This window comes from Anaerococcus rubeinfantis (assembly GCF_001487145.1).
GTDB lineage: Bacteria > Bacillota > Clostridia > Tissierellales > Peptoniphilaceae > Anaerococcus > Anaerococcus rubeinfantis.
Map to the genome: position 1 here is coordinate 917073 of NZ_LN913016.1, position 25703 is coordinate 942775.

23 protein-coding genes, 1 riboswitch and 1 other annotated feature are annotated in these 25703 nt (G+C 27.0%); of the genes, 4 read left to right on the forward strand and 19 right to left on the reverse strand.

All coding sequences use genetic code 11. The features are described 5' to 3' along the window. Positions 1-110: 110 nt before the first annotated feature. The 5 genes from BN3265_RS05330 to BN3265_RS05350 all read right to left on the reverse strand — a co-directional run bounded on the left by BN3265_RS05330 (position 111) and on the right by BN3265_RS05350 (position 8101). Positions 111-1703, reverse strand: a complete 1593-nt coding sequence (locus tag BN3265_RS05330) for a Na+/H+ antiporter NhaC family protein (protein ID WP_058990518.1) — start codon at positions 1701-1703, stop codon at positions 111-113. An 87-nt stretch (positions 1704-1790) separates the two neighbouring features. Beyond that, positions 1791-1960, reverse strand: a riboswitch (Lysine riboswitch). Positions 1961-2058: 98 nt separating this feature from the next. Further along, positions 2059-3471 (reverse strand): alanine/glycine:cation symporter family protein, encoded by a 1413-nt coding sequence (locus BN3265_RS05335; protein ID WP_058990519.1) that lies wholly within the window; start codon positions 3469-3471, stop codon positions 2059-2061. A 298-nt stretch (positions 3472-3769) separates the two neighbouring features. Further along, positions 3770-5632, reverse strand: coding sequence for an asparagine synthase (glutamine-hydrolyzing) (asnB, locus tag BN3265_RS05340; RefSeq protein WP_058990520.1), 1863 nt, complete (start codon positions 5630-5632; stop codon positions 3770-3772). Between the two features lie 266 nt (positions 5633-5898). Continuing rightward, complete coding sequence (gene brnQ / locus BN3265_RS05345; RefSeq protein WP_058990521.1) at positions 5899-7242, reverse strand: branched-chain amino acid transport system II carrier protein; 1344 nt, start codon at positions 7240-7242, stop codon at positions 5899-5901. Between the two features lie 64 nt (positions 7243-7306). Next, positions 7307-7530, reverse strand: a binding site (T-box leader). Between the two features lie 109 nt (positions 7531-7639). After that, positions 7640-8101 carry a GNAT family N-acetyltransferase gene (locus BN3265_RS05350; RefSeq protein WP_058990522.1) on the reverse strand — a complete coding sequence of 154 codons (462 nt, stop codon included), beginning with the start codon at positions 8099-8101 and terminating at the stop codon, positions 7640-7642. 82 nt (positions 8102-8183) lie between these two features. Between BN3265_RS05350 and BN3265_RS05355 the strand changes: the two genes are divergently transcribed. Then, a complete protein-coding gene (locus BN3265_RS05355) occupies positions 8184-9731 on the forward strand; it encodes an NAD(P)/FAD-dependent oxidoreductase (protein WP_058990523.1) in 1548 nt (515 codons plus the stop codon). 35 nt (positions 9732-9766) lie between these two features. Here BN3265_RS05355 and BN3265_RS09550 read toward each other — a convergent pair whose 3' ends face one another. Next, positions 9767-9979 (reverse strand): hypothetical protein, encoded by a 213-nt coding sequence (locus BN3265_RS09550; protein WP_167338293.1) that lies wholly within the window; start codon positions 9977-9979, stop codon positions 9767-9769. Here BN3265_RS09550 and BN3265_RS05360 point away from each other — a divergent pair. The 3 genes from BN3265_RS05360 to BN3265_RS05370 all read left to right on the forward strand — a co-directional run bounded on the left by BN3265_RS05360 (position 9912) and on the right by BN3265_RS05370 (position 14694). After that, positions 9912-11654 carry an ATP-binding cassette domain-containing protein gene (locus BN3265_RS05360; RefSeq protein WP_058990524.1) on the forward strand — a complete coding sequence of 581 codons (1743 nt, stop codon included), beginning with the start codon at positions 9912-9914 and terminating at the stop codon, positions 11652-11654. The genes BN3265_RS09550 and BN3265_RS05360 overlap by 68 nt on opposite strands. Then, complete coding sequence (locus BN3265_RS05365) at positions 11651-13411, forward strand: ABC transporter ATP-binding protein (RefSeq protein WP_058990525.1); 1761 nt, start codon at positions 11651-11653, stop codon at positions 13409-13411. Before BN3265_RS05360 ends, BN3265_RS05365 begins: the two co-directional genes overlap by 4 nt. A gap of 92 nt (positions 13412-13503) precedes the next feature. Beyond that, on the forward strand, positions 13504-14694 hold the full coding sequence (locus BN3265_RS05370) for a dicarboxylate/amino acid:cation symporter (protein ID WP_058990526.1): 1191 nt from the start codon (positions 13504-13506) through the stop codon (positions 14692-14694). Between the two features lie 71 nt (positions 14695-14765). Here the strand turns inward: BN3265_RS05370 and nhaC are convergent, their stop codons facing one another. The 13 genes from nhaC to BN3265_RS05435 all read right to left on the reverse strand — a co-directional run bounded on the left by nhaC (position 14766) and on the right by BN3265_RS05435 (position 25561). Continuing rightward, a complete protein-coding gene (gene nhaC, locus BN3265_RS05375; protein ID WP_058990527.1) occupies positions 14766-16319 on the reverse strand; it encodes a Na+/H+ antiporter NhaC in 1554 nt (517 codons plus the stop codon). A 180-nt stretch (positions 16320-16499) separates the two neighbouring features. Next, entirely contained in the window at positions 16500-17267 is a 768-nt protein-coding gene (locus BN3265_RS05380) for an NERD domain-containing protein (protein ID WP_058990528.1), read from the reverse strand. A gap of 108 nt (positions 17268-17375) precedes the next feature. Continuing rightward, on the reverse strand, positions 17376-17852 hold the full coding sequence (locus tag BN3265_RS05385) for a hotdog domain-containing protein (RefSeq protein ID WP_058990529.1): 477 nt from the start codon (positions 17850-17852) through the stop codon (positions 17376-17378). Positions 17853-17919: 67 nt separating this feature from the next. Continuing rightward, complete coding sequence (locus tag BN3265_RS09590) at positions 17920-18480, reverse strand: LemA family protein (protein ID WP_058990530.1); 561 nt, start codon at positions 18478-18480, stop codon at positions 17920-17922. Between the two features lie 9 nt (positions 18481-18489). Next, positions 18490-19455 (reverse strand): DUF3137 domain-containing protein, encoded by a 966-nt coding sequence (locus tag BN3265_RS09595; RefSeq protein ID WP_058990531.1) that lies wholly within the window; start codon positions 19453-19455, stop codon positions 18490-18492. Between the two features lie 146 nt (positions 19456-19601). Further along, a complete protein-coding gene (locus tag BN3265_RS05400) occupies positions 19602-20090 on the reverse strand; it encodes a prolyl-tRNA synthetase associated domain-containing protein (RefSeq protein ID WP_058990532.1) in 489 nt (162 codons plus the stop codon). 75 nt (positions 20091-20165) lie between these two features. Next, positions 20166-20789, reverse strand: coding sequence for a hypothetical protein (locus BN3265_RS05405; protein WP_058990533.1), 624 nt, complete (start codon positions 20787-20789; stop codon positions 20166-20168). A 114-nt stretch (positions 20790-20903) separates the two neighbouring features. Continuing rightward, positions 20904-21998, reverse strand: a complete 1095-nt coding sequence (locus BN3265_RS05410) for a glycerol dehydrogenase (protein ID WP_058990534.1) — start codon at positions 21996-21998, stop codon at positions 20904-20906. Positions 21999-22110: 112 nt separating this feature from the next. Further along, positions 22111-22791, reverse strand: a complete 681-nt coding sequence (locus BN3265_RS05415; RefSeq protein WP_058990535.1) for a hypothetical protein — start codon at positions 22789-22791, stop codon at positions 22111-22113. Next, positions 22791-23231, reverse strand: coding sequence for a hypothetical protein (locus BN3265_RS05420; protein WP_245191095.1), 441 nt, complete (start codon positions 23229-23231; stop codon positions 22791-22793). Before BN3265_RS05420 ends, BN3265_RS05415 begins: the two co-directional genes overlap by 1 nt. Beyond that, positions 23215-23661 carry a MarR family transcriptional regulator gene (locus BN3265_RS05425; protein WP_058990536.1) on the reverse strand — a complete coding sequence of 149 codons (447 nt, stop codon included), beginning with the start codon at positions 23659-23661 and terminating at the stop codon, positions 23215-23217. The genes BN3265_RS05420 and BN3265_RS05425 overlap by 17 nt, the downstream gene beginning before the upstream one ends. Before the next feature lie 553 nt (positions 23662-24214). Beyond that, positions 24215-24526: a hypothetical protein gene (locus BN3265_RS05430; protein WP_058990537.1), complete on the reverse strand. Its 312-nt coding sequence runs from the start codon at positions 24524-24526 to the stop codon at positions 24215-24217. Between the two features lie 564 nt (positions 24527-25090). After that, a complete protein-coding gene (locus tag BN3265_RS05435; RefSeq protein ID WP_167338296.1) occupies positions 25091-25561 on the reverse strand; it encodes an STM3941 family protein in 471 nt (156 codons plus the stop codon). Between the last annotated feature and the right edge of the window lie 142 nt (positions 25562-25703).

The following is a 25703-nucleotide window of genomic DNA, read 5'->3' on the forward strand; positions in this document are numbered from 1 at the left end:
TAAAAACTAATTATACTTGATTAATCCAACTTGTAAATGTTTTATTCATTAAAAAAGACCTTACGCAAAATCATTAAACAAAAATTTTGCATAAGATCTATTAATTTTTTCTATTTATTTTTATTTTTCAAAAATATCATAAATATAATTATTGCAACTACTCCAAAAGCTAAAGAAATCAAGGCTGAATGAGTAAAGCCTGCAATTATAAATGAAATTGTCGCAATGCTAGCAACTGTTATTCCATATGGTAGCTGAGTTCTTACATGATCAACATGAAGACATCCTGCTCCAGCTGATGACATTATAGTTGTATCTGAAATTGGAGAAATATGATCTCCACAAACTGCTCCTGAAAGGCAAGCAGAAATTCCAATGAAAAATAATGGATCAGTCGGATCAAACATTGATGCTACAATTGGAATCAAAATTCCAAAAGTTCCCCAACTTGTACCAGTTGCAAAAGCCAATAAAATTGCTACAACAAAAATTACTGCTGGCAAAAATGTACTTAGATCGCTCGCTGCATTTTCCATAAGATTTCCAACAAATTTTGTAGAACCTAATAAATCATTTGAAATGTTTTTAAGGCTTGTTGCCATAGTTAAAATTAAAATTGCTGGAACCATTGATTGAAATCCTTCTGGAATTGCATCCATTGATTTTTCAAAACTTATTACTTTTCTTACAAGAAAATAAATAATAGTTATAATTAAGGAAATAATTGCTCCCATTGGTAGGGCAACTGTTGAATCAGTATTTGCAAATGAATTTACAAAATCCATATAAAATTCACTAGATTTATCAAAAAATCCACCAATGTGAATTAAGCATAGAACTGAAATAATAATTAGACTTAAAATCGGAAAAACTAAGTCCAAAACTTTTCCATTTGGATGTCCATCTTCTGCACTTACATTTGAATCTACTATGTGACCTAAATCTCCATCATTTATTGCCCTATCTTCAAATTCTTTCATTGGGCCATAGTCATTTCCAAACAATATTAAAGATATAACAAAACACAAAGTTAAAAGTGAATAAAAATTATAAGGAATTGCCCTAATAAATAATTCTATTCCTGAAAGACCTGTTCCCTGAGCATAACCCGATACTGCCGCAGCCCATGATGAAATTGGGGCAATCATACAAATTGGTGCTGCCGTAGCATCAATAAGATAGGCAAGCTTTGCCCTAGAAATCTTGTGAGAATCTGTGATTGGTTTCATAACAGATCCTGAAGTAAGGCAATTAAAATAATCATCTATAAAAAGCATCAAACACAAGCAATATGTTGCAAGTTGTGAGCCCTTTCTTGATTTTATTTTTTTATCGGCCCACTGGCCAAAAGCTCTGGAGCCTCCTGATTGATTTATTAAAACCACCAATATTCCCAAAACAATTAAGAAAATAAAAATTCCTGAAGTTTGAGAAATTGATTCTGTTAAGCCTTTTACAACTACATTGTCTAAAAATATAGCAATAGATTTTTTAGATCCTAAAATTGCTCCAATCACTATCCCCAAAAAAAGTGAAGAATATACTTCCTTTGTTATAAGAGCCATAACTATAGCTACAACTGGCGGAAGTAAAGCCCAAATACTTGCATATGTTTCAATACCACTTCCTACAATAAATATTGAAACTATAATGGGTACTAAAGAAATTACCAAAAGCTGTGGTAATTTTCTTTTCTTGTTCATTTTAAAACTCCTCTCGATTTAAATTGCAAAAAAAGTCATGACAAATGCCATGACTTAAATATAAAATATAAATATATAATAATTATAAACCACGACAGCTCACCAAAAAAATTGGCAGTCCGACAGATATTCTCCAATCGTCCCGGTAACCTTAAGCTCTGGGCAAACTTAAAATCCCTCGGTGAATCACCCTTTCAAATATTTCCAATTCCCATAAAAAATATTTTACTAATGTTTTCCGCTCCTCTATCAAGCTTTTCAATTGCAATAAAAATCCTACCATTATTCGCATTTTTTGTCAAATTGCAACAAACTTTAATAAGCTAGTGATTAAAAATTATTTATTTTTTTGAAATTAATTCCAATAATCGAGTTTCTCATTTATACCAATATTTTTTGATTTAAATACTGGATTTTTTCCTTTAGATTTTTGATTTTCATAATCTTTAAGACAATTTATTGCTTTTTTAGATAATAATAAAATTGAAGGAAGATTTATTAAAGCCATAATACCCATTAATAAATCTGACACATCCCACGCAAGTTTAACCTCACTCATTGCTCCCAACATTATTACAACAATTGCAAATATTCTAAAAATTGTCATAAAAGTTTTTGATGGAGTTTTTTTATTTATATAAGAAAGGTTACTATCTACATAAAATAAATTTCCAATTAAAGTTGTAAAAGTAAACAAGGCAAGAGAGAAAGAAATAAAATAATTTCCAAATCCACCTAATAAAGTTGATAAACTTTCTTGAACATATGGCGCACCACTTAATGCTTCGTTTGGTTCAATTCCTGAACTTAGACACATAAAAGCTGTAGCTGAGCAGATCAAAAGTGTATCAATAAATACTGATAGCATTTGAACAAGTCCTTGTTTAACAGGGTGAGAAATATTTGCACTTGCAGCTGCATTTGGTGCAGAACCAATACCAGCTTCGTTTGAGTAAAGTCCTCTTTTTATTCCATACATCATAGAAGATGATGCAAGACCTGCAAAAATCGCCTTAAAATTGAAAGCATCTTCAAAAATATGTGAAAAAACACTTGGTAAATATGAGATATTTACAACAATCATTACAAGAGCAACTAGAATATAAATAATTCCCATAAAAGGAACAAGAGTTGATGTGAATTTAATTATCCTATCTCCACCACCAAATATACAAATCCCTGTAATAATTGCAAGAATTAATCCTATAATAAAAGGTGTTTTGTTTGGATCATAAAATTCATAAGTCATAAAAGATGTTTGAAGATTAAAAGATGCAAGCATATTAAAGCCAATTGCATAAGTTAAAATTAAACTTATAGCAAAAACAATTCCCAATTTTCTAGATTTTAAACCTTGTTCAATGTAATAAGCAGGGCCACCATAAGATTTATTATTTTCATCTCTTTTTTTATAAATTTGAGCAAGAGTTGATTCAATAAAAGCACTTGCTCCACCAATTATTGCAACAATCCACATCCAAAAAACAGCACCGTATCCACCAAGACAAATCGCCGTAGAAATTCCTACAATATTTCCAGAACCAACCCTAGATGCAGTAGAAACCATCAAAGCTTGAAAAGATGAAACAGAACCTTCTTCTTCCGGTTTTTCCATTACAACGTTTATAGCCTCTTTTAATAATCTAACTTGCAAGAATTTAGTTCTAAATGTAAAATAAATTCCAATCGCAAGAAGCAAAATTATTAAAATTGGATAATAAAGAACACTATTAATAGGTCCAATAAATTTACTAATTTTTACTAACATATTCCCTCCTAAATTTAACACAATAATACAAGCTTGCATTAAAGTATTGATAATTTAGTAAAATTATATCATAAAATAAATTTTGAGTAAATTTAAATTAAAAATTATAATATTAAAAATATCCTTAAATAACTTTCCCATCTATTTAAAAATTAACAGATAAATTATTCCTAAGATTTTTTTATTAAATTTATTTCTAAGATAAAAAAACTTCTAATTAGCTAAATTTAGCGAATCAGAAGTTTTTAATTTACTTTTATAATAAAATTGTTTTTGTATGAAAATAAAAATATTTATTCTAAGCTGCTAATCCATCATTTAAAAAATAAATTTTGTACCATACCAAAAATGTATATATAGTGTATATTTTTCTGCCTTCATTAGATATACCTTTGTAATGTTTGTCAAGTAATTCTAAAATTTTATCCTTATCAAAAAACTCATCAACAAAAGGCTCATTAAAAGTATCTTTAATCATATTGTAATATTTTTCTTCTTTAACCCACTTTGAAAATGGCACTACAAATCCAACTTTTTTCCTTTTTGAGCACTCTTCAGGAATTTTAGTCATACTTGCTTTCCTGAATGCATATTTTGTTTTTCCATTTTTCACTTTATATTTTGGTTGAATACTTCTTGCAACATCCCACATTTTTATATCTAAAAAAGGTACTCTAAGTTCCAAAGAATTTGCCATGGTCATCTTGTCAGCTTTTAATAAAATATCTTCTACTAACCACATATTCATATCAAGATATAAATATTTTGTTATATCATCCATATCTTTGACATCATCAAAATATTTTTTTGTTAAATCAGTTGCTTTAGTATTATTTTTATATTTTTCTTTTAATAAAGAATTTGCTGTATCATCATCCATTATAAATGCTTGACCTATAAATCTATCCTCAACTTTTCTTCCATGCTTATTTACAATGTATTGACCCTTAAAGTGTGGCTTATCTTTAGTTTTTTCATAAATATATCTTCTTAGTGAAAAAGGTAATTTTTTATAAATACGTGATAATAGATTATCATAATATTCATAATAACCACCAAACAATTCGTCTGCACCTTCACCTGAATATACTACTTTTACGTGTTCACTTGCTAATTTTGATAGAAAATATAAAGGAACGGAAGATAAGTTTGCGTGTGGTTCATCAGAAAAATATTGTACTTTATTTATTCCTTCAAAAAATTCTTCTTTTGAAATTGTTTTTGAAAAATTTTCGATATTTAATATACTAGATAATTTTTTAGCTAAATTAGTTTCATTGAAATCTGGATTGTCAAGCCCTTTCATATCAAATCCTACACTAAATGTTTTATTTGGAACTGTTGATGCAACAATATAGCTTGAATCAACACCACCTGAAAGAAAGCTACCAATTTCAAATTCTCCTGTTTTATGAGCAGCTACTGATTCTTGAACGGCATCATCAATTCTTTTTACAACTTCTGATTCACTCTCATCAATATAGTCAAATTCCGGCTTGAAAAATCTGTTTATATTTAAATTTCCATTTTCATAAATAAAATAATGACCCGCTTTTAGTTTCATAACATTTTTGAAAAAAGTTTCTTCAAGAGGATTGTATTGAAATACTAAATAATTTTTTAGAGCTCTATCGTTGACTTCTTTTTTAAAATCAGGAAAGGCTAAAAAAGATTTTATTTCAGAAGAAAATAAAAATGTTGAATTATCTGGATAATTACAGTAATAATATGGTTTAATTCCAAAGTGATCTCTTGCACCTATTATTTTATTTTCTCTCTTATCATAGATTGTAAAAGCAAACATTCCTCTTAATTTTGAAAGAATACCTTCAATGCCATATTCTTGATAGCCAAGTAAAATTACTTCTGTATCAGTCTTAGTTTTAAATTTATAACCCTTCTCTATTAAATCTTTTCTTAGATTAAGATAATTATATATTTCACCATTAAAAACAATCACAATATCATCATTTTCATTTGAAATTGGCTGTTCTCCACATTTTACATCTACAAAACTAAGCCTTCTAAAACCTATTTTTACTTTTTCATCTAAAAAGTATCCGGAACTATCTGGCCCTCTATGTTCAATTTTTTGACTCATATTCTCTATAACTGATTTATCATATTCTTTATTAGAGTAAAATCCAACAAATCCACACATACTCTACTCCTCTCTATATTTTTTATATATATTAACTATGTCTTTCAATATACAGCAAATTATTTTTGTTGTCAATTAATTAAAGCTACAAAGTTCGCTTAAATATAGATTAATTTATAGCAATTATTGCTATAAATAATTTTCGATATTTGACCAATATAAATTTATTATATTGTGCCAATTAAACTAATAAATAAAATAAAATCTAATATAGTTTCATAAATCAGCAAGATTATAAAAAATAGTCGAGTTTCCCCGACTATATTCTAATATCTTTCTTTAACTGTTTCATCTTCTTTAAATGTTTCTAATAATTTGAAAACTGCTGTTGTTATAACTAAAACTAATAAACTTGGTAGTAGCCATGAAAGTCCTTCTTTATATAAAGGCAAAGATTCTACTAAATTTGTGACAAACCACAATTTTATTCCAAATGAATTATTTAATACTTCTACTAATGGAATAAAGACTGCTAAGCTTGCTGTAAATAGGTAAGATTCTTTTGAATATTTTACAAAATCATGACTTATTCCCATTACTATTAATACTAAGGCAACTGGATATATTATTGTCAAAAGTGGAACTGAAAATGCTAATAATTTATTTAGTCCAAAGTTTGCCATCAAAAATGAAAATAAAGTCCAAACTAAAACCCATTTCCTGTATGATAATTTGTGGTTAAATAATGATTCAAAATATTCTCCACCACTTGTTATAAGTCCTATACAAGTAGTAAGACATGCAAGTGTAAATATTGCTGCAAGTAAAACTAATCCGAAATTTCCGAAAACATTTTTAACTGCATAGGTTAATATTACAGCACCATTTTTTGCCCCAACAAGTTTTGATGATCCTATCATTCCTACACTCGCAAGCATTGCATAAACTAAAAATAAAACACTACCTGCTACAAGTCCTGCTTTTATCGTATAATTTGTAACTTCATTTTTATCTTTTATTCCAAATCTTTTTATGGATTGGGCTATAACAAAACCAAAATTTAATGCAGCAACTGCATCCATGGTATTATATCCTTCCAAAAATCCCTTAACTAAAGGAGCATTTTTATATTCTCCAACAGGAACTCCTATATTTTTATCCATTGTTATAACTTTTAAAAACATAAAAACTATCATAGTTAAAAGTGCAGGCGTTAAATATTTTCCAACTCTTTTTACTAGTTTATTTGGTTTTAAACATACAAACAAAGCTACAGAGAAAAATACCAAAGTGTATAAAAATCTAGCAAGATTCATATTAAATTCTTCTGGTATGTATGGAGCTATTGCCATTTCAAAAGGAACAGATCCAGCTCTTGGTATTCCAAGTCCAGGTCCTATTGATAAATATATAGCTGTAGTAAAGACTACAGAAAATAAAGGAGAAACTCTGTTTGATAAATTTGTTAATCCTTCAGTTTTTCCAACAACTATTGCGCCCATAACAGGAAATATAATTGCAGTAACGCAAAATGCTAATAAAGAAATAAATGTTAAAGATCCTGCTTGGTTTCCTAAAAGTGGAGGGAAAATTAAATTTCCAGCTCCAAAAAATAAACCGAATAGCATTACACTAACTTGTAAAAATTGACTTCTTGATAATTTTTTCATTCTATCCTCCAAAAAATTTATTACAATATTTATTCATTAAAAAAGTCCCTTGTCTAAAATTTAGACAAAGGACGAAAATTCCGCGTTACCACCTTTATTCTTATATAAAAATAAGCTCTTCAAGCATCAAACAATGCCGGGTTTTGATAACGCCAACCATGGCGACATATCTTACTATAATTCAGACATGCAAAAGAAAAATGATTTTCGAACTTATTTCAAAGGATGGATCTCACCAAACTCCAACTCTCTGTGCTTTTCCACAAGCCTACTCTTTTTTTCATAAATTTTTATAAATAAATTATTGTTGTGTTTATTATAAGACCTGTTTTTTATATTGTCAAATATTTTTTTATAAATTATCATTTTTTAGGATAAAAATTATTTAATTGCCTTGTCAAAAAATACTTTTCACATAAATTTGGCAAGGATTATCTTTCGACCAAATCTCTTCAATCACTTCAAATTTTCTAAATCCCAAAGCTTGATAAAATTTATTTGTTTTATCATATCCATCGTCTATTCCTTCTTTTAAAGTTTTTACTTGGACAAATTCATAATTATATTTTTTTAAAATTTCAATAGATTTTTCAAATAAATTTCTTCCTATATTTTTTCTATGATAATTTTTCAAAACTCCCATTACGAATATTTCAATAGTATAATCCGAAGTTTTTTTATAAACGATAAAGCCAAGATTTTTTGTTTTTTCACTTGCTTTGAAAAAATAATAATCTTTAGATCTTTCTATGTAATTTTTTACAGCATCATAATCTTCAAACCATGAATTTAAATCATTTAAGATGAAAGATGAAATATTTTCTTTTTCTAATTTATTTTCAACTAAACTAACTTCCATAAGTTCCCCTTTATTTATTATATATCATTTTAAATTTATTTAGTAGCTAAAATCTGCTAAAATAGTTAGGAAAGGATGTCTTATGTATATAATTAGAAATATTAAAATTCCATACGATTTGGATAATCATGAAAATTTAAATAAAGCTATTGAAGAAAAAATCAATAAAAAAATTGATTCTTTTAAAATTTATAAAAAGTCAATTGATGCAAGGCGTGGTATTTTTTATGTTTATCAAGTTTTGCTTGATTGTGAAATTGATAAAAAAACTAGAAAAAAATTAAAAAATGATATTGGTGAATTTGTTGAAGAAGATTTAGATTTATCAAATAAAAATAAAGTAAAATCTGCTGTAATTGTAGGTTCTGGGCCAGCTGGACTTTTTTGTGCCTATGCTCTTTGTAAAAATGGTGTTAAAGTTACTCTTATTGAAAGAGGAGAAAAAATTGAAGATAGGGTGAAAACTATCGACAATTTTATTAAAAATTTAAAATTAAATCCTGAGTCAAATATTCAATTTGGTGAAGGAGGCGCTGGTACTTTTTCTGATGGTAAACTTACTTCAAGGTCAAAGGATAAAAGGTCTAGGGAAATTTTTAGGATTTTAGTTGAAAATGGTGCTCCAGAAGACATTTTATACACCCAAATGCCCCATGTTGGGACAGATCTTTTAAGAAAAGTCATAATAAATATTAGGAAAAAAATTATTGAAATGGGCGGAAATTTTCATTTTAATGAAATTTTTACGGATTTAAAAATTGAAAATGGAGAGATAAAATCTCTTATTACAAATAAAAATGAATACAAGGCTGATGAATATATTCTTGCCTTGGGAAATTCTTCTCGTGATACTTTTATAATGCTTGATAAGTATGTCGATATAAGTCAAAAGAATTTTGCAGTTGGCTTTAGGATTGAACATTTACAAAAAGATATTAATCTTAGCCAATATAAAATAAATGATGATAGACTTCCACAGGCTTCCTATGCCCTTAAATATTTTGATAGGACGAAAAATATTTCTGTTTATACTTTTTGTATGTGTCCTGGTGGCTATGTTGTTCCTGCATCAAGTGAAGAAAATCGTCTTTGTGTAAATGGGATGAGTTATCATGATAGGGGAAATTATAATTCGAATTCTGCCATTGTTTGTGCTATTGGATCAGAAATTTTGGGAGATGATAATCTTGCTGGTATAAAATTTCAAAGAGAAATTGAAGAAAAAGCCTATAAACTCGGCGGAGGTGATTTTATAGCTCCTGTTCAAAAAGTTGGTGATTATATTAATGGCATAGTATCAAAAGATTTAGGAAAAATTCAACCAACTTATAAACCTTCTTATAAATTTGCAGATTTAAATGAGATTTATCCAGAAAAAATCAACGAAGCCATAAAACTTGCCCTAATTGATTTTTCCAAAAAAATGAAAGCTTTCGCCGATGATAATGCAATTTTAACTGGAGTTGAAACAAGGACTTCTTGTCCAATTAGAATTGAAAGAAATAAAAATTATTCTACATTAAAATTTAAAAATTTAAGACCGATTGGTGAAGGAGCAGGATACGCCGGTGGAATAATATCATCAGCTCTTGATGGATTAAAATGTGCAATAGAAATATTAGAAAATTAAGATGGTTTTTACCATCTTTTTTTGACTTCATTAAATTAAATTGCTAATATTAAATTAGCTTTAAAGAAAGGATAAGAAAAATGATCAATAATATTAAAAATAGTGAGGAAATTTGTAACTTGTAAGTGAGGAAAAGCTCCTTGACTTACTAAAACAAGGAGGATGCCGTTTAGGCTTTTTATGAAAGAATTAAAATATATTTTTAAATCAATGGCTAAGTATGAGCCAAGCATGTATTTATTAATCATACTTTACTCCATATTTATTGGTTTAAAGCCATTTATATGGATTATTTCACCTGCCTACATATTGAAAAATTATCAAAATGGACTTGATTTTATGTTGGGCTTTTTTATTTTATTATTAGTCCTTTCAACTATTATAAGTTTTTTCGAATCTTTTATCATGGGTAATTACCGTATGAAAATGAATAATATCAGATATAAATATATGAATATGGTAACAAAATATGCCCTCTACCTTCCCTATGAAGAAAAAATGAAAAAATCCGAATCTGAAAAAATAAATAGTGCCAATAAGGCTGTAGATAGTCCATTTTTAGGAGCAGGTGCTGTAATGATGACTTTGCCAGAATTTTTAGCAGCCCTAACTTCTATCGCAGGATTTTTGTGGATTTTTTTAAAAATTGGTGGAATAATTTTATCTTTGATAATAATTTTGACAATAATTTCAACCATTATTGCAAATAAAATACCTAGAGAATTTTCTAAATTTTGGAAGGACCAAAACGAAAACTACAATAAATTTGCAAAATTAAATAATGAACTAAGATCTCCTTTATCAAAACAAGATATACTAATTTTTGATTTTATAAATGTCTTTAAAAGTTTTTACAAGAAAACCAACCAAGATAGAATAGCCTATCTAATTAGGACAGATAAAAAAACCTTTAAAATTTATAGCCTTGTAAGACTTATTAATTTTATTAGAGATGCTCTTATTATGTATTGGCTTATTACGAATTTAATTAATGGAAATCTTGACCTTGGAGATTTTTATGTTTATTTTACAGCAATTTTAGCTTTTGTAAATTTTAACAATTTATTTATGTGGATTTTTAATGATTTTTTTGATAATCTCACAAGATTTAAGCCGTTTTTTAAAATTATAAATCCTTATCAAAAATCTTTTGAAAATAAAAATTTACCAAAAAATTTAAAAATCGATTTAGTAAATTTATCATTTAAATATCCAAACTCTGACAAATATGTCCTAAAAAATATAAATTTGACAATCAACAATAATGAATCAATAGCCTTAGTAGGAGAAAATGGAGCTGGAAAATCTACTCTCGCTCTTATTCTTGCAGGTTTTTATAAATCTTATGAAGGGGAAATTTTTATTAATGGTAAAAATTTCAAAAAACTAGATTATGATTATAACAGCTTGGTTTCAGCTGTCTTTCAAGATTCTCAAATTTTTCCATTTTCTATTAAAGAAAATATTTTGTTAAATGATTCTAATAAAAATCTAGAAAAAACCTATGAGCTTACTCATTTAGATAAAATTATAGAATCTTATGACAAAAAAGATGATCAAACTTTGCTTAGAATTTTGGATGATGATGGAGTTGATCTTTCTGGTGGGCAAAAGCAAAAATTATATCTAGCAAGAAGTATTGAAAAAAATTCTTCAAAACTTTTAATTTTGGATGAACCCACCGCCCAACTTGACGCTCTTGCAGAAAGAGAATTATACACTTTGTATAATGATTTAACAAAAGATAAATCATCAATTTTTATATCTCACCGTCTTGCATCAACTAAATTTTGCCATAGGATAGTCTATCTAAAAGATGGAGAAATAAAATCTACAGGAAGTCATGAAGAACTTATGATAAGTGATTCTGATTACAAAGATTTATACAATCTTCAAGCAAAAAATTATAAGGAGGAAGTATGAAAAATATTTTTAAATTATTAAAAAAAATAGATGAAATACAAAAAAATTTCATCAAAAAATTTGTAATATTTTCCCTTCTTATGGGAATACTTCCTGTTTTTTCTATAATTGCACCCAAGTTAATAATTGATGAAATATACGGACAAAAAAGATTAAAAATTATTTTTACAATTGCTTTTCTAGTTTTAATTTTTGATTTGATTAGGGGATTAGTTAATAAATTAAATGCAAATTTACTAACAGAATCTTTTGAATCTTTTTTTGATGTCTATACTTTTAAATTAAGCGAAAAGGCTATTAAGCTTCCAATAGAAAAATCGGATAGCAAAAAAGTTCAAGATGAAATGGAAAAAGCTCATTATGCTATATTCGAAATTTTTAAAATATATGATTTATTTGCAATAACAATAAACTCAACAATTACAGGTATTTTTTCTTTAATAGTTCTTATGAACTTGTCGGTTTTTGTTGTACTTGTAGTACTTATTTTAATACTTTTAAATAAAAAAATTGTAGAATTGATAAAGAAAAATGAATTAGACCACCAAAAAAATGATATTCCAGAACTAAGGGCTTACAGATTTTTTGTAAATTTTTCTCAAGATCACAGGTATTTTAAAGATATAAAAATTTATAATGGAGAAGATTTTATTTTGAAAAAGTCTGAAATGTTCCATAAAAAATTAGTAAAAAATTCTAGTGCATATTATACAAAAAATGGGATTTATGTTGGGCTTATGAATGTATTTTCTAATTTTTCTATTCTTGGATCTTTGTTTTTTCTTGTAGTAAAGCTTATAGAAAAAGCCATAAGCCTTGCTGATTTTACTTTATATTTTAACTCATTAATAAGTTTAATAAATGCAAGCAAGGAAATACAAAAAAATTATGCCCAAGTAATCGCCTTTAATGCTCAGCTTCAAAGCTTATTTGATTTTTTAAATCAAAAAGAAGAAAATTTTGATGAGGGAAAAATTAAAAAAATAGACACAGAAAAAATCACTATTAAATTTGATAATGTTAGCTTTAAATATCCAAAATCAAAAGAATACATTTTAGAAAATTGCTCTTTTGAAATTAAAAATGGAGAAACCGTAGCTCTTGTTGGAAAAAATGGCGCTGGAAAATCTACAATTGTAAAACTTTTGTGCAAATTTTATAAGCCTACAAAAGGAAATATTTATTTGAATGGGATTAATATAAATGATATTGATACAAAAACATATTACAAAATCCTCTCCCCAACCTTTCAAGATTTTAGACTATTCCCATTTAGAATTTCTGAAAATATTTCTGCAAATTTATTAGATGAAATTACAAGTTATCAAAGAGAAAAAATGGAAGAATCTTTTTATCTTTTGAATTTGAAATCTTGGATAGACAAACTTATAAATAAAGAAGATACATTTTTAACTTTTCTTTTTTCAAAAAATTCTGTCGAACCTTCTGGTGGAATCGGACAAAAACTTGCCCTATCAAGGTCAATGGTACACGAAGGAAAATTTTTTATAATGGATGAGCCGACTAGCGCTCTTGATCCGAGAAGCGAGGAAGAAATTTTTAAAAAAATGCTAGATATTTCAAAAGGACAAACTTCACTTTTTATTTCTCACAGGCTTTCATCAACAAAGTATGCAGATAGGATTATTGTTTGTGATAATAAAAAAATTACTGAAAATGGAAATCATGAAAAGCTTATGAAAGATGGTGGACTTTACAAAAAAATGTACTTAAGTCAAGCAGAACTTTATAAATAATATATTTTATTACAATAAAAGACTATTATAGTATTGTAATTTCCCTATAATAATGTAGAATATTATTAAAATGAATGAAAGAGGTATAAAAAATGAAAAAGAAAAGCTTTTTCAACTCATTAGTTTTTAAACTAGTGATGGGAATTGTTATCGGTATTTTTATTGGACAGATTGCAAACGAATCCGCTATTTTGGTGGTTAGTTCGATAAAAACCATTCTTGGCGATATGATTGGTTATATTGTTCCTTTAATTATTCTTGGTTTTGTTACTCCTGCAATTGTTTCACTTAAAGAAAATGCAGGAAAAATCCTTACAGTAACACTTTTGATTTGTTACTTATCATCAATTGGTGCAGGTACATTTAGTTTTTTAGCAGGAAAAGCTATAATTCCTCATTTAAACATCGCATCTAATGTTGCAGGAGCAAAAGAAATTCCAGAATCAATTTTTAAATTATCAATTGATCCAATAATGCCAGTAATGACTGCCCTTGTTACATCAATTATTTTTGGAATTGCTGTAATTCTTACAAAATCTCAAACTTGGGAAAATTTATTATTAGAACTTAATAATATTGTTTTAAAAATTGTAGATGTAATTGTTATAAATATGCTTCCTTTTTATATTGCTTCAACTTTTGCAGTTTTAGCTTATGAAGGAGTAGTATTACAAGAATTGCCAGTATTTATAAAAATAATTTTAATTGTTATTGTTGGACACTTTATTTGGATGACACTCTTGTACACTTTGGGAGGAATTTTTTCAAAAACAAATCCAAAAGAAGTTTTTGGACATTATTTGCCAGCTTACCTTACAGCTTTAGGAACAATGTCTTCAGCAGCAACCCTTTCAGTTGCCCTTAAATGTGCTAGGAAATCAAAAACTTTAGATCCAAAAATCAGAGATTTTGTAATTCCACTTTGTTCTAACACACATCTTTGTGGGTCAGTTTTAACAGAAGTATTTTTTGTAATGACAGTTTCACAAATTCTAACAGGACAATTGCCATCAACTTCAAATATGATTGTATTTATTGCTCTTCTTGGAATTTTCGCAATTGCAGCACCGGGAGTTCCTGGAGGAACAGTAGTTGCTAGTTTAGGATTAATTATTTCTGTTTTAGGATTCAATGATACGGGAACAGCTTTAATGCTTTCTATATTTGCCCTACAAGATTCATTTGGAACAGCTTGTAACGTAACAGGTGATGGAGCAATAGCTCTTATGGTTACAGGAATTTTTGATAAGGTTCCAAAAGATGCTAAAGAAATTAAAGACTAAAAAATAATGCTATACTTTTTTTGTATAGCATTATTTTTTTGAAAGAAAACTCCTTGATCTTTTGGAGGATTTTATAGTGAAATATTTGGAGCTTTTCCTTCTTTTCTTAATTTATCTAATTGATTAATTGCATATTCTTCTACTTCTTTTGGAGCATGCGCTTTCTTTTTCATTTTTGTTTTTCCAAAAATATTTGTGTATGATCCATCTGCCCAAAATATATTTCTTTTTAAATACGCTGTTGTAAGAGCATAAATAGGACTTAATAAGTTCACAAAAGCAAATGGGAAATAATAAAGTGGATTTACTCCTAAAGTTTTCATTTGATACGCCCCACAAGCTGTCCATGGAAACATTACTGCCCACAAAGTTCCTGCATCTTCTAAGGTTCTTGATAGGAAATTTCTTGAAAGACCCATCTCGTCATATTTATCTTCATATAAGGGAGCTGGAACACCAATTCCTAAAAATTGATCACACATGGTTGCATCGCAGAAAATTGAAGTAGCCATTGTTGTAAGAACAAGTCCACCCACTGAATTTATTTTTTCTTTTAAGTGAGCAAATAACTTTTCAACAACTCCAGATTTTTCCAAAGCCCCACCAAAAGATACTGCAAGTAAAATTAAATTTATAGTCCACATCTGATTATCCATTCCACCTTTTGCCAAAGCTGCATCAACAAAATCATTTCCTGTTTCTATCTCCGGACCATAGTGTAAAATCCCAAAAATTTCAGCCAAGGATTTTGTTTCTTGAAATATTTGAGAAAAAATAATTCCAACAACAACAGAAATCATAACGCCAGCAAGACCTTCAATTCTTAAAACGCAAACTAAAACAATAATAAGTATTGGAAGTAAAACCAAAGGGTTTAAGTTAAAATTATTTGCAAGTGATGTTTTTATTCCTTCAGCAATCGTCGGATCATAATTTACAACATTTGCTCTAAGTCCCAAAATTGTGTATAAAATCAATGAAATTAAAAATACAGGACCAGTTGTAGAAATCATTGCTGTTACGTGATCAAATAAGCCAGTTTTTGAAACCCCAGCTGCAAGATTTGTTGTATCAGACAAGGGAGAAAATTTATCACCAATATAAGCACCAGATATAACCATTCCAGCAGTTATTGCAGGATTAATTCCAAGTCCTTGTCCAATCGTCATAAATGCAATACCAATCGTTGCAGTTGCAGTCCAAGATGACCCACAAGCAAGACCTACAATAGCAGTAATTATACAACCGATAGGCAAAAATAATTTTGGATTTAATAATTCTAGACCATAATAAATTAAAGCGGGAATTGTTCCACTCATCATAAATGAAGAAATCAATAGACCAACAGTAAGTAAAATTAAAATTGCATCCAAAGTTGTATTAATCCTATCAATCATTCCTGCTAGCATTTCTTTAAAAGAATGACCACAAATTATTCCAACAAAGCAAGCTACAATAATTCCACAAATAAGTGGCATATGAGCTCCGTCATAAATTGCTTCCATTTTCCCATCAACTTTTTCTTTTGCAAAAACAAAAACATAAATCATCAATGAAACCATGGTAATAATTGGTAAAATTGCTTCAAAAAAACTAGGTAATCTAACCGATTTTTTCTTTTCCATATTCTCTCCTTTTTCTTATTATCTAATTAAAATTAAATGTTAATTTTTAATATAAGTTTATTCTACAATATAAAAATTTCTTTGTCAATTTTAAATTCAATAATTTTATTTTACTACTAAAGTAAAGCGAATTTATCTAAAAAAACCATTTACAATTTTTCTTTGTAAATGGTTTTTGATTTATTCTTTATAATCACAAGTAAATCTACATTTTGGGAAATTTGTACAAGCATAAAACTTCCCATACTTGCCTTCTCTTAAAATAAGATTTCCACCACATTTTGGACAAATTTGTTTATTTATCAAATCTTTTTCCGATTTTTTTCTTTCTTTAATATTTTTTACATGCTCTTTTATTGACCTATCCTTTAGTTTTTCTTCCATTATCAAATTATATATTTTATTTACTTGATCTTCATTTAAAACTTCTTCTTGAGATAAATCTTTAATTGTATCTACTATGTATGGAATTTTTATTATATTTGCTTTTTCAGCTTTAATATTTAATTTTGCTTCCTTTTCAAAAGCTATTATTGAAAATATTGGAATTTCACTAAAAGAATTTTCCAAAAGCAAATTTTCTATAACTTTAATATGCCCATAATTTTGAAAAATTGGATTTTTAAATTTATATTTTTTTCCATAAATATTTTGAGTCCATTGTCTAGAATTTTCACCTCCATAAATTAGTCCCTTATAATTTTTTGTTTCTATGCAAAAAATTCCATATTTAGAAACTACTAAATGGTCTATTTGAGAACTTTTGTTATTTTCATACTTATTTTCAAAAATCACATCATTAATAACTTTATATTTTTCTTTATCTAACTTATTTAATAGAATCTTAACAGCGCTCTCTCCCATTTTGCCTTTGATTTGAGGGATCTTTTTGTTTAGATAAATAAATAAAATTAATAAAAAAATTATAATTAGGTAAAACTTGTTCATAAAAACTCCTCTTGAAATTGATTTATTATTAAATAATTACCCAAATTTTTCACTAATTTTTAAATAAAAAACCAACCCTAAAATCAAATACATAGAGTTGGTAAATTCTTACATATTATCTTTTACTTTAACAGCAATCATTTTTGCTCTAGCTCTAACCTCTCCCTTTGCTGTCATTTCCATTTCAATTATTGCTTTTCTTTCACCAAGTTCAACTAAGTTTGATGACACTAAAATTTCTTCATTCATAGGAGTTGGCTTTTTAAAATCAACTTCAAGTCTTGCAGTAATAAATCTTTCTATTACAGTATCCTCATCAAGGTTCAAGCCTTTATTTTTGTGAGAAAAATAAGCTGCAGAAGCTGTTCCGTGACAATCAAAAATCATTGCAATCATTCCACCAAACAAATTTTGAGGAACTCCTCCTGTATACATTTTATCTGGAATAATTTTCGCAATTACACTTTTCTCGTCTTTACTTGGATATGATTTTAAATGAAGTCCCATATCATTTTTGGGACCACAACCCCAACAATACTGAAATCTTTCCCCATAGGTATCTTGAATACAAATATCTTTTTCCATATATTTCTCCTAATTTACAAATAATATTTCTCTTGTAAATTTATACCCTAAATATATATTTAAATATCTAAACTTCGTAATCAAAATCTTCCAATGATTTTTTTCTTTCTATATTCTCTTCATTCAAAAAGTCAGCTTTTCTCAAGCCTTTCATACTTGCAACTATTGATTTTGGAAAAGTTACTATATCTTGATTTAATTTTGAAATATTATTATTTACAATTCTTTTTGCAGCAGCCAATTGCTCATTTTCATCGTCTATTTGATCTTGTAAATTCAAAAACTCTTCTGAAGATTTTAATTCAGGGTAGGCCTCTGCCAAGGCAAATATTTTTTCTATTGTCTTATCTTGATTATTAATAGTTTTGTTAAAATCTTTAATATTAGATCCAGATCTTGCCATAGTTACTTCTGAAAATATGCTTTTTTCATGCCTAGCATATGATTTACAAACTTTAATCATTTCACAAATTGTATCGTATCTTTTCGCCAAAGCCACATCCAAATTTCTCTTTGATTCTTCAATAATTATCCCATACCTATTAAACTTATTAGATGTTTTTATTAAAAAGCTTAAAACTAAGATCAATAAAAATGGCAAAATCAGTAATAATGTTATTTTTCTCATACTTTCTCCTTATAATTTTTCACTTATTATATCAATTAATCCATAAAAATCCGCAAGTTTTTCTCTTACTTTTTCATATTCACCAGCAAGTGAAAGCCCATCAATTTCTGTTTTTGTACTAGGAAGATAAAATAAATTTTCGTTAGATTCAAAAGATATAGAAATATATTTCTCATTCATATAAATAGAAACTCTCATCTTATCCTTCCATTTATTCAAAATCTCCATAATATGAGGATTTAAAACTAATCTTGTATAAAATTCATCTGTAGAAAAAATTGAATATGTTTCATTAAAATCAATATATTCTGTTTCAATTTCTTCTTCATCTTTATGCCTTTTATTATAAATTCCATATTTTTTATATCCAAATAAATTTTTATCAACAACAGGAACAATTCTTATATGACCGTCTATATTAGTTTTTAGGTTAGAAACTAATATTTGCCCCATATAATCATAAACTTTTCTACTATTCCCTTCGCTGTTTTCAACATAATGAAAAATATGTAGATTTGAAAATTCTGTCTTATAATCATCCCCAAAAATTATATGACAATTTGAATAATATTTTTCAAAATCAGAAAAAATATTTTTAATAATCTCATATTTTATACCTTCAAAATAATTAATCTTTGTATTTGGTAAAATACTTTCTAAAATTGGAAGCAAAAAATTATTAGCATATAATTTCCCAACATCAATCTTTCTTTTTTTTAAAAATTTTGAAATAAATTCCCAACCCAAAATTAAAATTATTAAAATATACCTTCCAAAAAACAAAAAAATAAAAATAGCAAGAATTATTCCAAAAATTCCTAGAGAAGATATTGTGTAAATAGGATCAAAAGTTTTACTTTTCATCTGTTTTTTAATAGAATTTAATTTCTCCTGCATTTGTGGAGAATTTTCAAGATCATTAATTTTTTTTATAAGATTAGGATCTGTAAACTTATCCCTAAATTTCTTTCTCACACTTCCCCCATTCTAAATCATTTACTTTCATTAAAATTTTACCCCGATAAATTTAATTACTATCAAAAATACAAAAAATTTTACATAAATTTAATAATTCTAAGTAAAAACGCAAAATAAAAACACCTAGTTTCCTAGGTGAAATTTTATAATTCTACTATATTTATCTCATATCCTATATTTTCAAGATATTTAAATAAATCTTTTGTTTTAATAAATAGTGTTTTTTCATTTGTATTTGGATGAAAGGTCATTATTTCTTCATCTGCAATTTCTTTATCCATAAAAAATTTAATATCATGATCCTCATTATTCAATAAACCAAATGGAGAAACAACCCCTGCTGGAAGTTTCATTTTTTCCATCAAAGAATTTTCTGAAGCCATTTTTACTTTTTTCTCACCAACTAAGTCCTTGAAAAAATCCATATCTAATCTTTTACTTTCATCAAGAATAACTAGATAAAAATTTCTTTTTTTCCTATCGGTTAAAAACATAGACTTGGTACGAACTCCTTCATGTCCTTCGATAAATTTGTCAGCTTGCTCTGTTGTAAAAGCTGGTGGATGATTCACTATTTTAAAATTAATCCCTAATTTATTTAATTTATCTACAACCATTTCATATTGATTCATAAAATCCCCCTTATAATTCTTAGAAATACTATACCCATAAGAAAATATGCTAAACTTTTTCAAAAATAAGTAAATTTAAAAAATTAAATAATATTTATACAAATTAATTAAATATTTAAGATTAATTAAAATTAATAGAGTCAAACAAACTCCTAGAATAAGAGCTCTTGTGTTTTTCTTTTTTGGATATTTATCAAGAAAATTTTCAAATTCAATATAATCACCTTTTATAAATCCATTCTTTTTAAAAGTAACTAGAATATCACCAGTAAAAATAAGAAAATAATAATTTTTACTTTCAAAATGATCATCAAGAAAAGATAATAATATTTCATAACTCCTATCTTTTATGTTATTAGTAGTTATACAAAGATTGTCATGAATTTCATTTTTAACTTCTTTAATATTTTTTCCTAAAATCTCTATTCTTGCCTTCATTGTACTTGTATATTTTTTAAAATTAATTACATAGCTTATAAATAAGATAAGACTAACTATAATATCAGAAATTCCAATAAGTATTAAATCTGGACCTATAGAATACTTTATAGGAAAGATAATTAAGACAAGACCAAATATTATCAATAAAACACACAAAATCCTATTATATGCATTAAAAATTTTACGATTTAACCGAGCAGATGCATATTCTTTTATAAATTCATCATTAATTTCAAAAATATTTATAAAATCTTTCATATTGACTCCTTATAATTATTTCTAATTATAATCCTATATTTTTTAGTTTTCAATTTTTAGATAAAAAAAGTTTTGACATCAAAAAATATCAAAACTTTTTTAACTTATATTATTTTATTTTCCTAAAACTGCTTTTCCCATTGCATCAGTTGCAATTATAGCAGCGTACAATTCATCTGGAGTCACATCTCCTGCAAGATTATGAATTGTTTCTCCTTCTACGCAAGCATTTTTTGCTATTGTTTTAATTTCTTCGTCTTTACTTACTCCAAGTTCTTCCAAAGTTACTGGAAGTCCAACCTCTAAGCAAAATCCTTGAACGTCTTCGAATTCTTCTTTTGAAACTCCTTCCAAAACTAATTGAACCAAAGTACCAAAAGCAACACATGATCCATGATATGCCTCATGACCACCTAATGAAGTTAAGCCATTATAAAATGAATGGGCAGCTGCACAGTTTACATTGTCTGCACCTACTCCAGACATATAAGTATTTGCTTCGATAATTGCATCTAAAGCTGGTGTTACAACATTATTTTCACACGCTTTTATAGCTTGAGAACCATATGCTCTTAAAGTTTCATAGCATAATTTTGCAATTGCAAGTCCTGTTCTTGTAATTCCGGTTCCCTCCAAACTTGGAGATTCTGTTCTGATTGACGCTCTACCTTCAAAATATGTTCCCAAAGCATCTCCCATTCCTGCAATTAAAAATTTAACTGGAGCGTTTGCAATAACTTGGCTGTCAACCAAAACTGCATCAGGATTTGTTGGATAAAATAAATATGAATCAAAACTTCCATCATCATTATAAATTACAGAAAGCCCTGTACAAGGGGCATCGGTTGCAACTACTGTTGGAACTATAACTATATGTTTTTTTGCATAAAAAGCTGTAGCTTTTGCAGTATCAACTGCAGATCCACCGCCTACTGCAACAACTGTATCAATCTTGTCATCTTCAACAATTTTTTTCATCTTTTCAATTTCGCCCTTGCTGGAAATTCCACCAAAAACTTCATAGCGCCTATAATCATCATATCCTTCAAAAGATTTTTCTATTTTTTCATGGCAAGCCTTGTATCCACTGTTAGAACATATAAATAGCCATCTTTTTCCCATATATTCCATTTCTTCATGGAATTTTAATAAAGCATCTTTTCCTTGCACATACTTTAATGGTTCACGCATGGCTCTTAATAATTTCATAATACATCTCCTTTTCTAATTAAATCATTATCTAATTTAATTAGAAGTTATTGTGTTTTTTTTATCAAATTTTTTTATAAATCTCTCATTTCAACAAATTATACCTAATTATTTAAAACAATATTTGAAGCCCCATAACTATTATCCAAATATAGGCACAAGTTTTAGGTATCATTAGCATGCCAATCTTTGGATATTTTTTACTAAATATAGTTACCGGCAAATAACAAACAAATGAAATAATTATCGCCCAGACCATTCTTGTCATATTATAATTATTAGTATTTCCAGAAATAATATATAAAATAATGATACCAAGACCTGTAATCGCAAAAACTGAATTTCTAATTATAGATAATTTCATATTTCCACCATTTGTAAGCCAATTGTTTTGTGGTAAAAAGCAAATAAATATTCTTATAATACCTGTAATCCAAACAATAATTTCAATTATAAAAGGAGCTTTTAATTCAGGAAAAGTTAATTTCCAAATATAAAGGAGTAAAATATAAAAAATAGTCATTGTTATTGATGAAACTTGAAGGCCAAGGCCTAGTTGTCTATTTATTTTTTTATTACTTCCATAAAGAGCTCTTTTCACTCTAGGAATTAAATGAAAAGCATCTCCAAAACACAAGGTCAAAGTTAAAATTCCATACAAAATAAACAAGGGATTAGCTTTTGAAAAAATAAAAAATATAATTCCAGCAATCAAATCAAAGATTAAATATCCAATATCAAAAATAACCTCAAATAAATCAAAAATTTTTGGATTGTAAGGGTCAATTTTCATCACAAACTCTCCTTTTTTAACAATTTATTATATTTAAAAAAATTATTTATAAAAATCAAACCGGAAAAAGTCAAAGCTAATCCCAAACCAGTATAAAAAAACCCAATAAAAATATCAGGAAAAATTTTCATAGCCCTAAATCCTATACCTCCACCCATCATAAAAACCATTATTAAATAGGCTTTTTTATCAAAAAAATTCCAAAAAGGCTTGTAATCCTCGTATCCTAAAATTCTTTTTGTATGCTTTTTAGTCATTTTATAAAACATACTTCCAAAAATTAAAAAAATAATAAGAGAAAATAAGTACAGATACCATTTTCTATCAATAATTTTATAAGAAATTATTCCAAGCCTTGTTACATTAAAACCTGCAATTATCCATACAAGCCCAGCAATAAGCAAGAGATTTCGTTTTTTAACTTTATACATTTTTTTCATTATCACTTTCTTTCAAAAAATTATCAGCATTTTTACAAATTTGATCAAATACATCTTTAAAAATTTTCATATCATCTTCAGAAATTCCTTCAAATAAATTCCACATAAATTTTTTTTGAATCTCAATTCCATCATTTATTATTTCAATAGCATCATTAAGAAGAAAAATTTCAATGCACTTTTTATCTTCCATGCTTTGTTTTTTTTCAATAAGTCCTTTTTCTTCAAGAACTTTTAAAGAAGTAGATACATGAGATTTAGTAGATTTTCGAATTTTCACAATATCAGCAGCCGTATTAGATTGAGGGTAAAAATGTAAAAACATCAAAATATCATACTCCATCTGTTTCAAATCGTATTTATCACAAATTGATTTTGTTAATGATTCATAATATAAGGTAATATTTTTATGTTGATCCCAAAAATGCATAAGTCCTCCTTTGTTCTATATAGAACGGTTCTATTTAGAATCATTCTACTTTCAAAAAATATTTTTGTCAAAAAAATAGCGAAAGATTTCTCTTCCGCCTTAATTAATATTTGTAATTTTAAATTTATTTTATATTCCAAACTATAGTCACTGTATCAACATATTTATATCATCCGCTTTTATATCAATATTAACTTTACTTTCAAAACAATGAAAATTATTTCTCCAAGCATAACCTCACTATAATTTGTAAGTATCTTTGCTTTTGTTTTTGAATCTTCTATTACTTTTGCAGTAATTGTTTTTTGCTGATTCTAGTCTTTTACAGTATGATTAATTGAAAATTCAGTAGTTTTTAGATCATTTGGATTAAGCCCAGAATTTTCTATAATTTTTCTTAAATCTTTAGTACTTTTTGATGAATTAGTAATACAATCCTCATATTTTTTAGAACATCATGTCTTTTGATTTTTAATCTTATTAAATCAACTTTGATTTTCTATCAATAGATCTATATCTATATGCTATCAATTTTAAATTTAATCACATAAACTTATTTAATATTATGTTTTTCCATTTTTTCACGGAAAATATCTGTTATAATTTTTCTTAATTCTTCACGCTCTTTTTCTGGTAGTTCTCCTTCTTTTTTTGCAAGGGCAAAAAGTTCAGGATAATCATTAGCAATTCTTTCTATTGTTTTTGTCGTTGAATGTTTTCTAACAAAAAAAGGAATTTTTTTAATCCAACCATCTGGAAGAAGAGCTAAAATTTTATCTCCAGCTTCCTTATCACTAATTTCTGCAGTAGAAAGTCCATCATCAATTTCTTTTTTTTCTTTATCTGTAAAATCTTCTAGTTTCATATTTTCCCTCCTTAAATTCTAATATATTTAACTATTTTCACTTAATTACTGTCTTTTTTATTAAATAATAACAATATTTTAAAGCTTTTTCTTTATAAAAACATCTATAAGCAATCTCATTTAAAATTATGATATCAAATACGAATTTATAATTTTTTATACCTTGATTTTTCTTGAATAAATAATCCATCTTCATTTGGATTATCACTTGAATATTTGCTCTTATAGCCCAATTTTAAATAAAAAGATTTTGCAGTTATAGAATATGGAACTATAATTTTTTTCGACTTCTTAGTATATTCATCATATTTAAGAGTTCTAACAATCTTATTTCCAACTACCCTATCTTGATATTATGGTAAAACAAAAATAGTATAAAACAAGATACTTCTTTATCTTCATCATATCCGATAGATCCACAGCCAATAATTTTCTCATCATTACATACCACATAAAAATGTATAAATTGAGATTTCTCTACTATATTTTCAGAATTTTATATTCTTACTCCATTTTCAATATAAGCGTTTGAATAATCTTTTATATTAGTTGTTCTTAAAATTTTTATAATAAGATTAGAAACTTTTTTAGCAACTTTTTAGTTATTAACCTTTTAAATAATGGTAACTTATCCAAATATGCATCCTGATCTTTCATAAATATTGATACCATTCCTTGACCCATCATAGGCATATTTTTTATCTTCTTAACTGTGTCCCAACTTATTAAAGAATTTTTCATAGACAATATGCTTGAATTTTCATAAAATTCATCGTTTTCTAAAATCAAAACAGGTTTGATTATAAAAATATTTCTAATGTAAAACAATGTTGCCGCTCCAAAAAACAATGTTCCAAACAGTCCAATAAAAATTGTGAATATATTATATAAAATACTGCCTCCACAAAGTCCATCTAATAGCATAAATGCTGAAATTATTGTCATAAGGATACCCAATAAACTCAAATTTATATTTTTTAATCTACTACTACGTATTTCTAATCTGCTATCAATTGTTCCTCTAACGCATTTCAATGCTAAATATTATTAAATTTTTCTACAAGTAAATCTTTTTACTTCTTTATATTATTATATTATCTTTATTGTTTGTAATAAGAACAAGCTAAGATTAAATTCATTTATTGTTATTTAAAAATACTATATGACAAAATTTTAT

What these genes read in the sequence shown, in the direction of transcription:
- BN3265_RS05405 (WP_058990533.1), bottom strand. Translation starts at nt 20,789, where the DNA reads ATGAAAGATTTTATAAATATTTTTGAAATTAATGATGAATTTATAAAA.
- BN3265_RS05355 (WP_058990523.1), top strand. Translation starts at nt 8,184, where the DNA reads ATGTATATAATTAGAAATATTAAAATTCCATACGATTTGGATAATCAT.
- BN3265_RS05330 (WP_058990518.1), bottom strand. Translation starts at nt 1,703, where the DNA reads ATGAACAAGAAAAGAAAATTACCACAGCTTTTGGTAATTTCTTTAGTA.
- BN3265_RS09550 (WP_167338293.1), bottom strand. Translation starts at nt 9,979, where the DNA reads ATGATTAATAAATACATGCTTGGCTCATACTTAGCCATTGATTTAAAA.
- BN3265_RS05430 (WP_058990537.1), bottom strand. Translation starts at nt 24,526, where the DNA reads ATGAAACTAGAAGATTTTACAGATAAAGAAAAAAAAGAAATTGATGAT.
- asnB (WP_058990520.1), bottom strand. Translation starts at nt 5,632, where the DNA reads ATGTGTGGATTTGTTGGATTTTACTCTAATAAAGAATATGATAAATCA.
- BN3265_RS05400 (WP_058990532.1), bottom strand. Translation starts at nt 20,090, where the DNA reads ATGAATCAATATGAAATGGTTGTAGATAAATTAAATAAATTAGGGATT.
- brnQ (WP_058990521.1), bottom strand. Translation starts at nt 7,242, where the DNA reads ATGAAAAAATTATCAAGAAGTCAATTTTTACAAGTTAGTGTAATGCTA.
- BN3265_RS05380 (WP_058990528.1), bottom strand. Translation starts at nt 17,267, where the DNA reads ATGAACAAGTTTTACCTAATTATAATTTTTTTATTAATTTTATTTATT.
- BN3265_RS09590 (WP_058990530.1), bottom strand. Translation starts at nt 18,480, where the DNA reads ATGAGAAAAATAACATTATTACTGATTTTGCCATTTTTATTGATCTTA.
- BN3265_RS05350 (WP_058990522.1), bottom strand. Translation starts at nt 8,101, where the DNA reads ATGGAAGTTAGTTTAGTTGAAAATAAATTAGAAAAAGAAAATATTTCA.
- BN3265_RS05370 (WP_058990526.1), top strand. Translation starts at nt 13,504, where the DNA reads ATGAAAAAGAAAAGCTTTTTCAACTCATTAGTTTTTAAACTAGTGATG.
- BN3265_RS05410 (WP_058990534.1), bottom strand. Translation starts at nt 21,998, where the DNA reads ATGAAATTATTAAGAGCCATGCGTGAACCATTAAAGTATGTGCAAGGA.
- BN3265_RS05335 (WP_058990519.1), bottom strand. Translation starts at nt 3,471, where the DNA reads ATGTTAGTAAAAATTAGTAAATTTATTGGACCTATTAATAGTGTTCTT.
- BN3265_RS05385 (WP_058990529.1), bottom strand. Translation starts at nt 17,852, where the DNA reads ATGGAAAAAGATATTTGTATTCAAGATACCTATGGGGAAAGATTTCAG.
- nhaC (WP_058990527.1), bottom strand. Translation starts at nt 16,319, where the DNA reads ATGGAAAAGAAAAAATCGGTTAGATTACCTAGTTTTTTTGAAGCAATT.
- BN3265_RS05425 (WP_058990536.1), bottom strand. Translation starts at nt 23,661, where the DNA reads ATGCATTTTTGGGATCAACATAAAAATATTACCTTATATTATGAATCA.
- BN3265_RS05365 (WP_058990525.1), top strand. Translation starts at nt 11,651, where the DNA reads ATGAAAAATATTTTTAAATTATTAAAAAAAATAGATGAAATACAAAAA.
- BN3265_RS05415 (WP_058990535.1), bottom strand. Translation starts at nt 22,791, where the DNA reads ATGAAAATTGACCCTTACAATCCAAAAATTTTTGATTTATTTGAGGTT.
- BN3265_RS05360 (WP_058990524.1), top strand. Translation starts at nt 9,912, where the DNA reads ATGAAAGAATTAAAATATATTTTTAAATCAATGGCTAAGTATGAGCCA.
- BN3265_RS05420 (WP_245191095.1), bottom strand. Translation starts at nt 23,231, where the DNA reads ATGAAAAAAATGTATAAAGTTAAAAAACGAAATCTCTTGCTTATTGCT.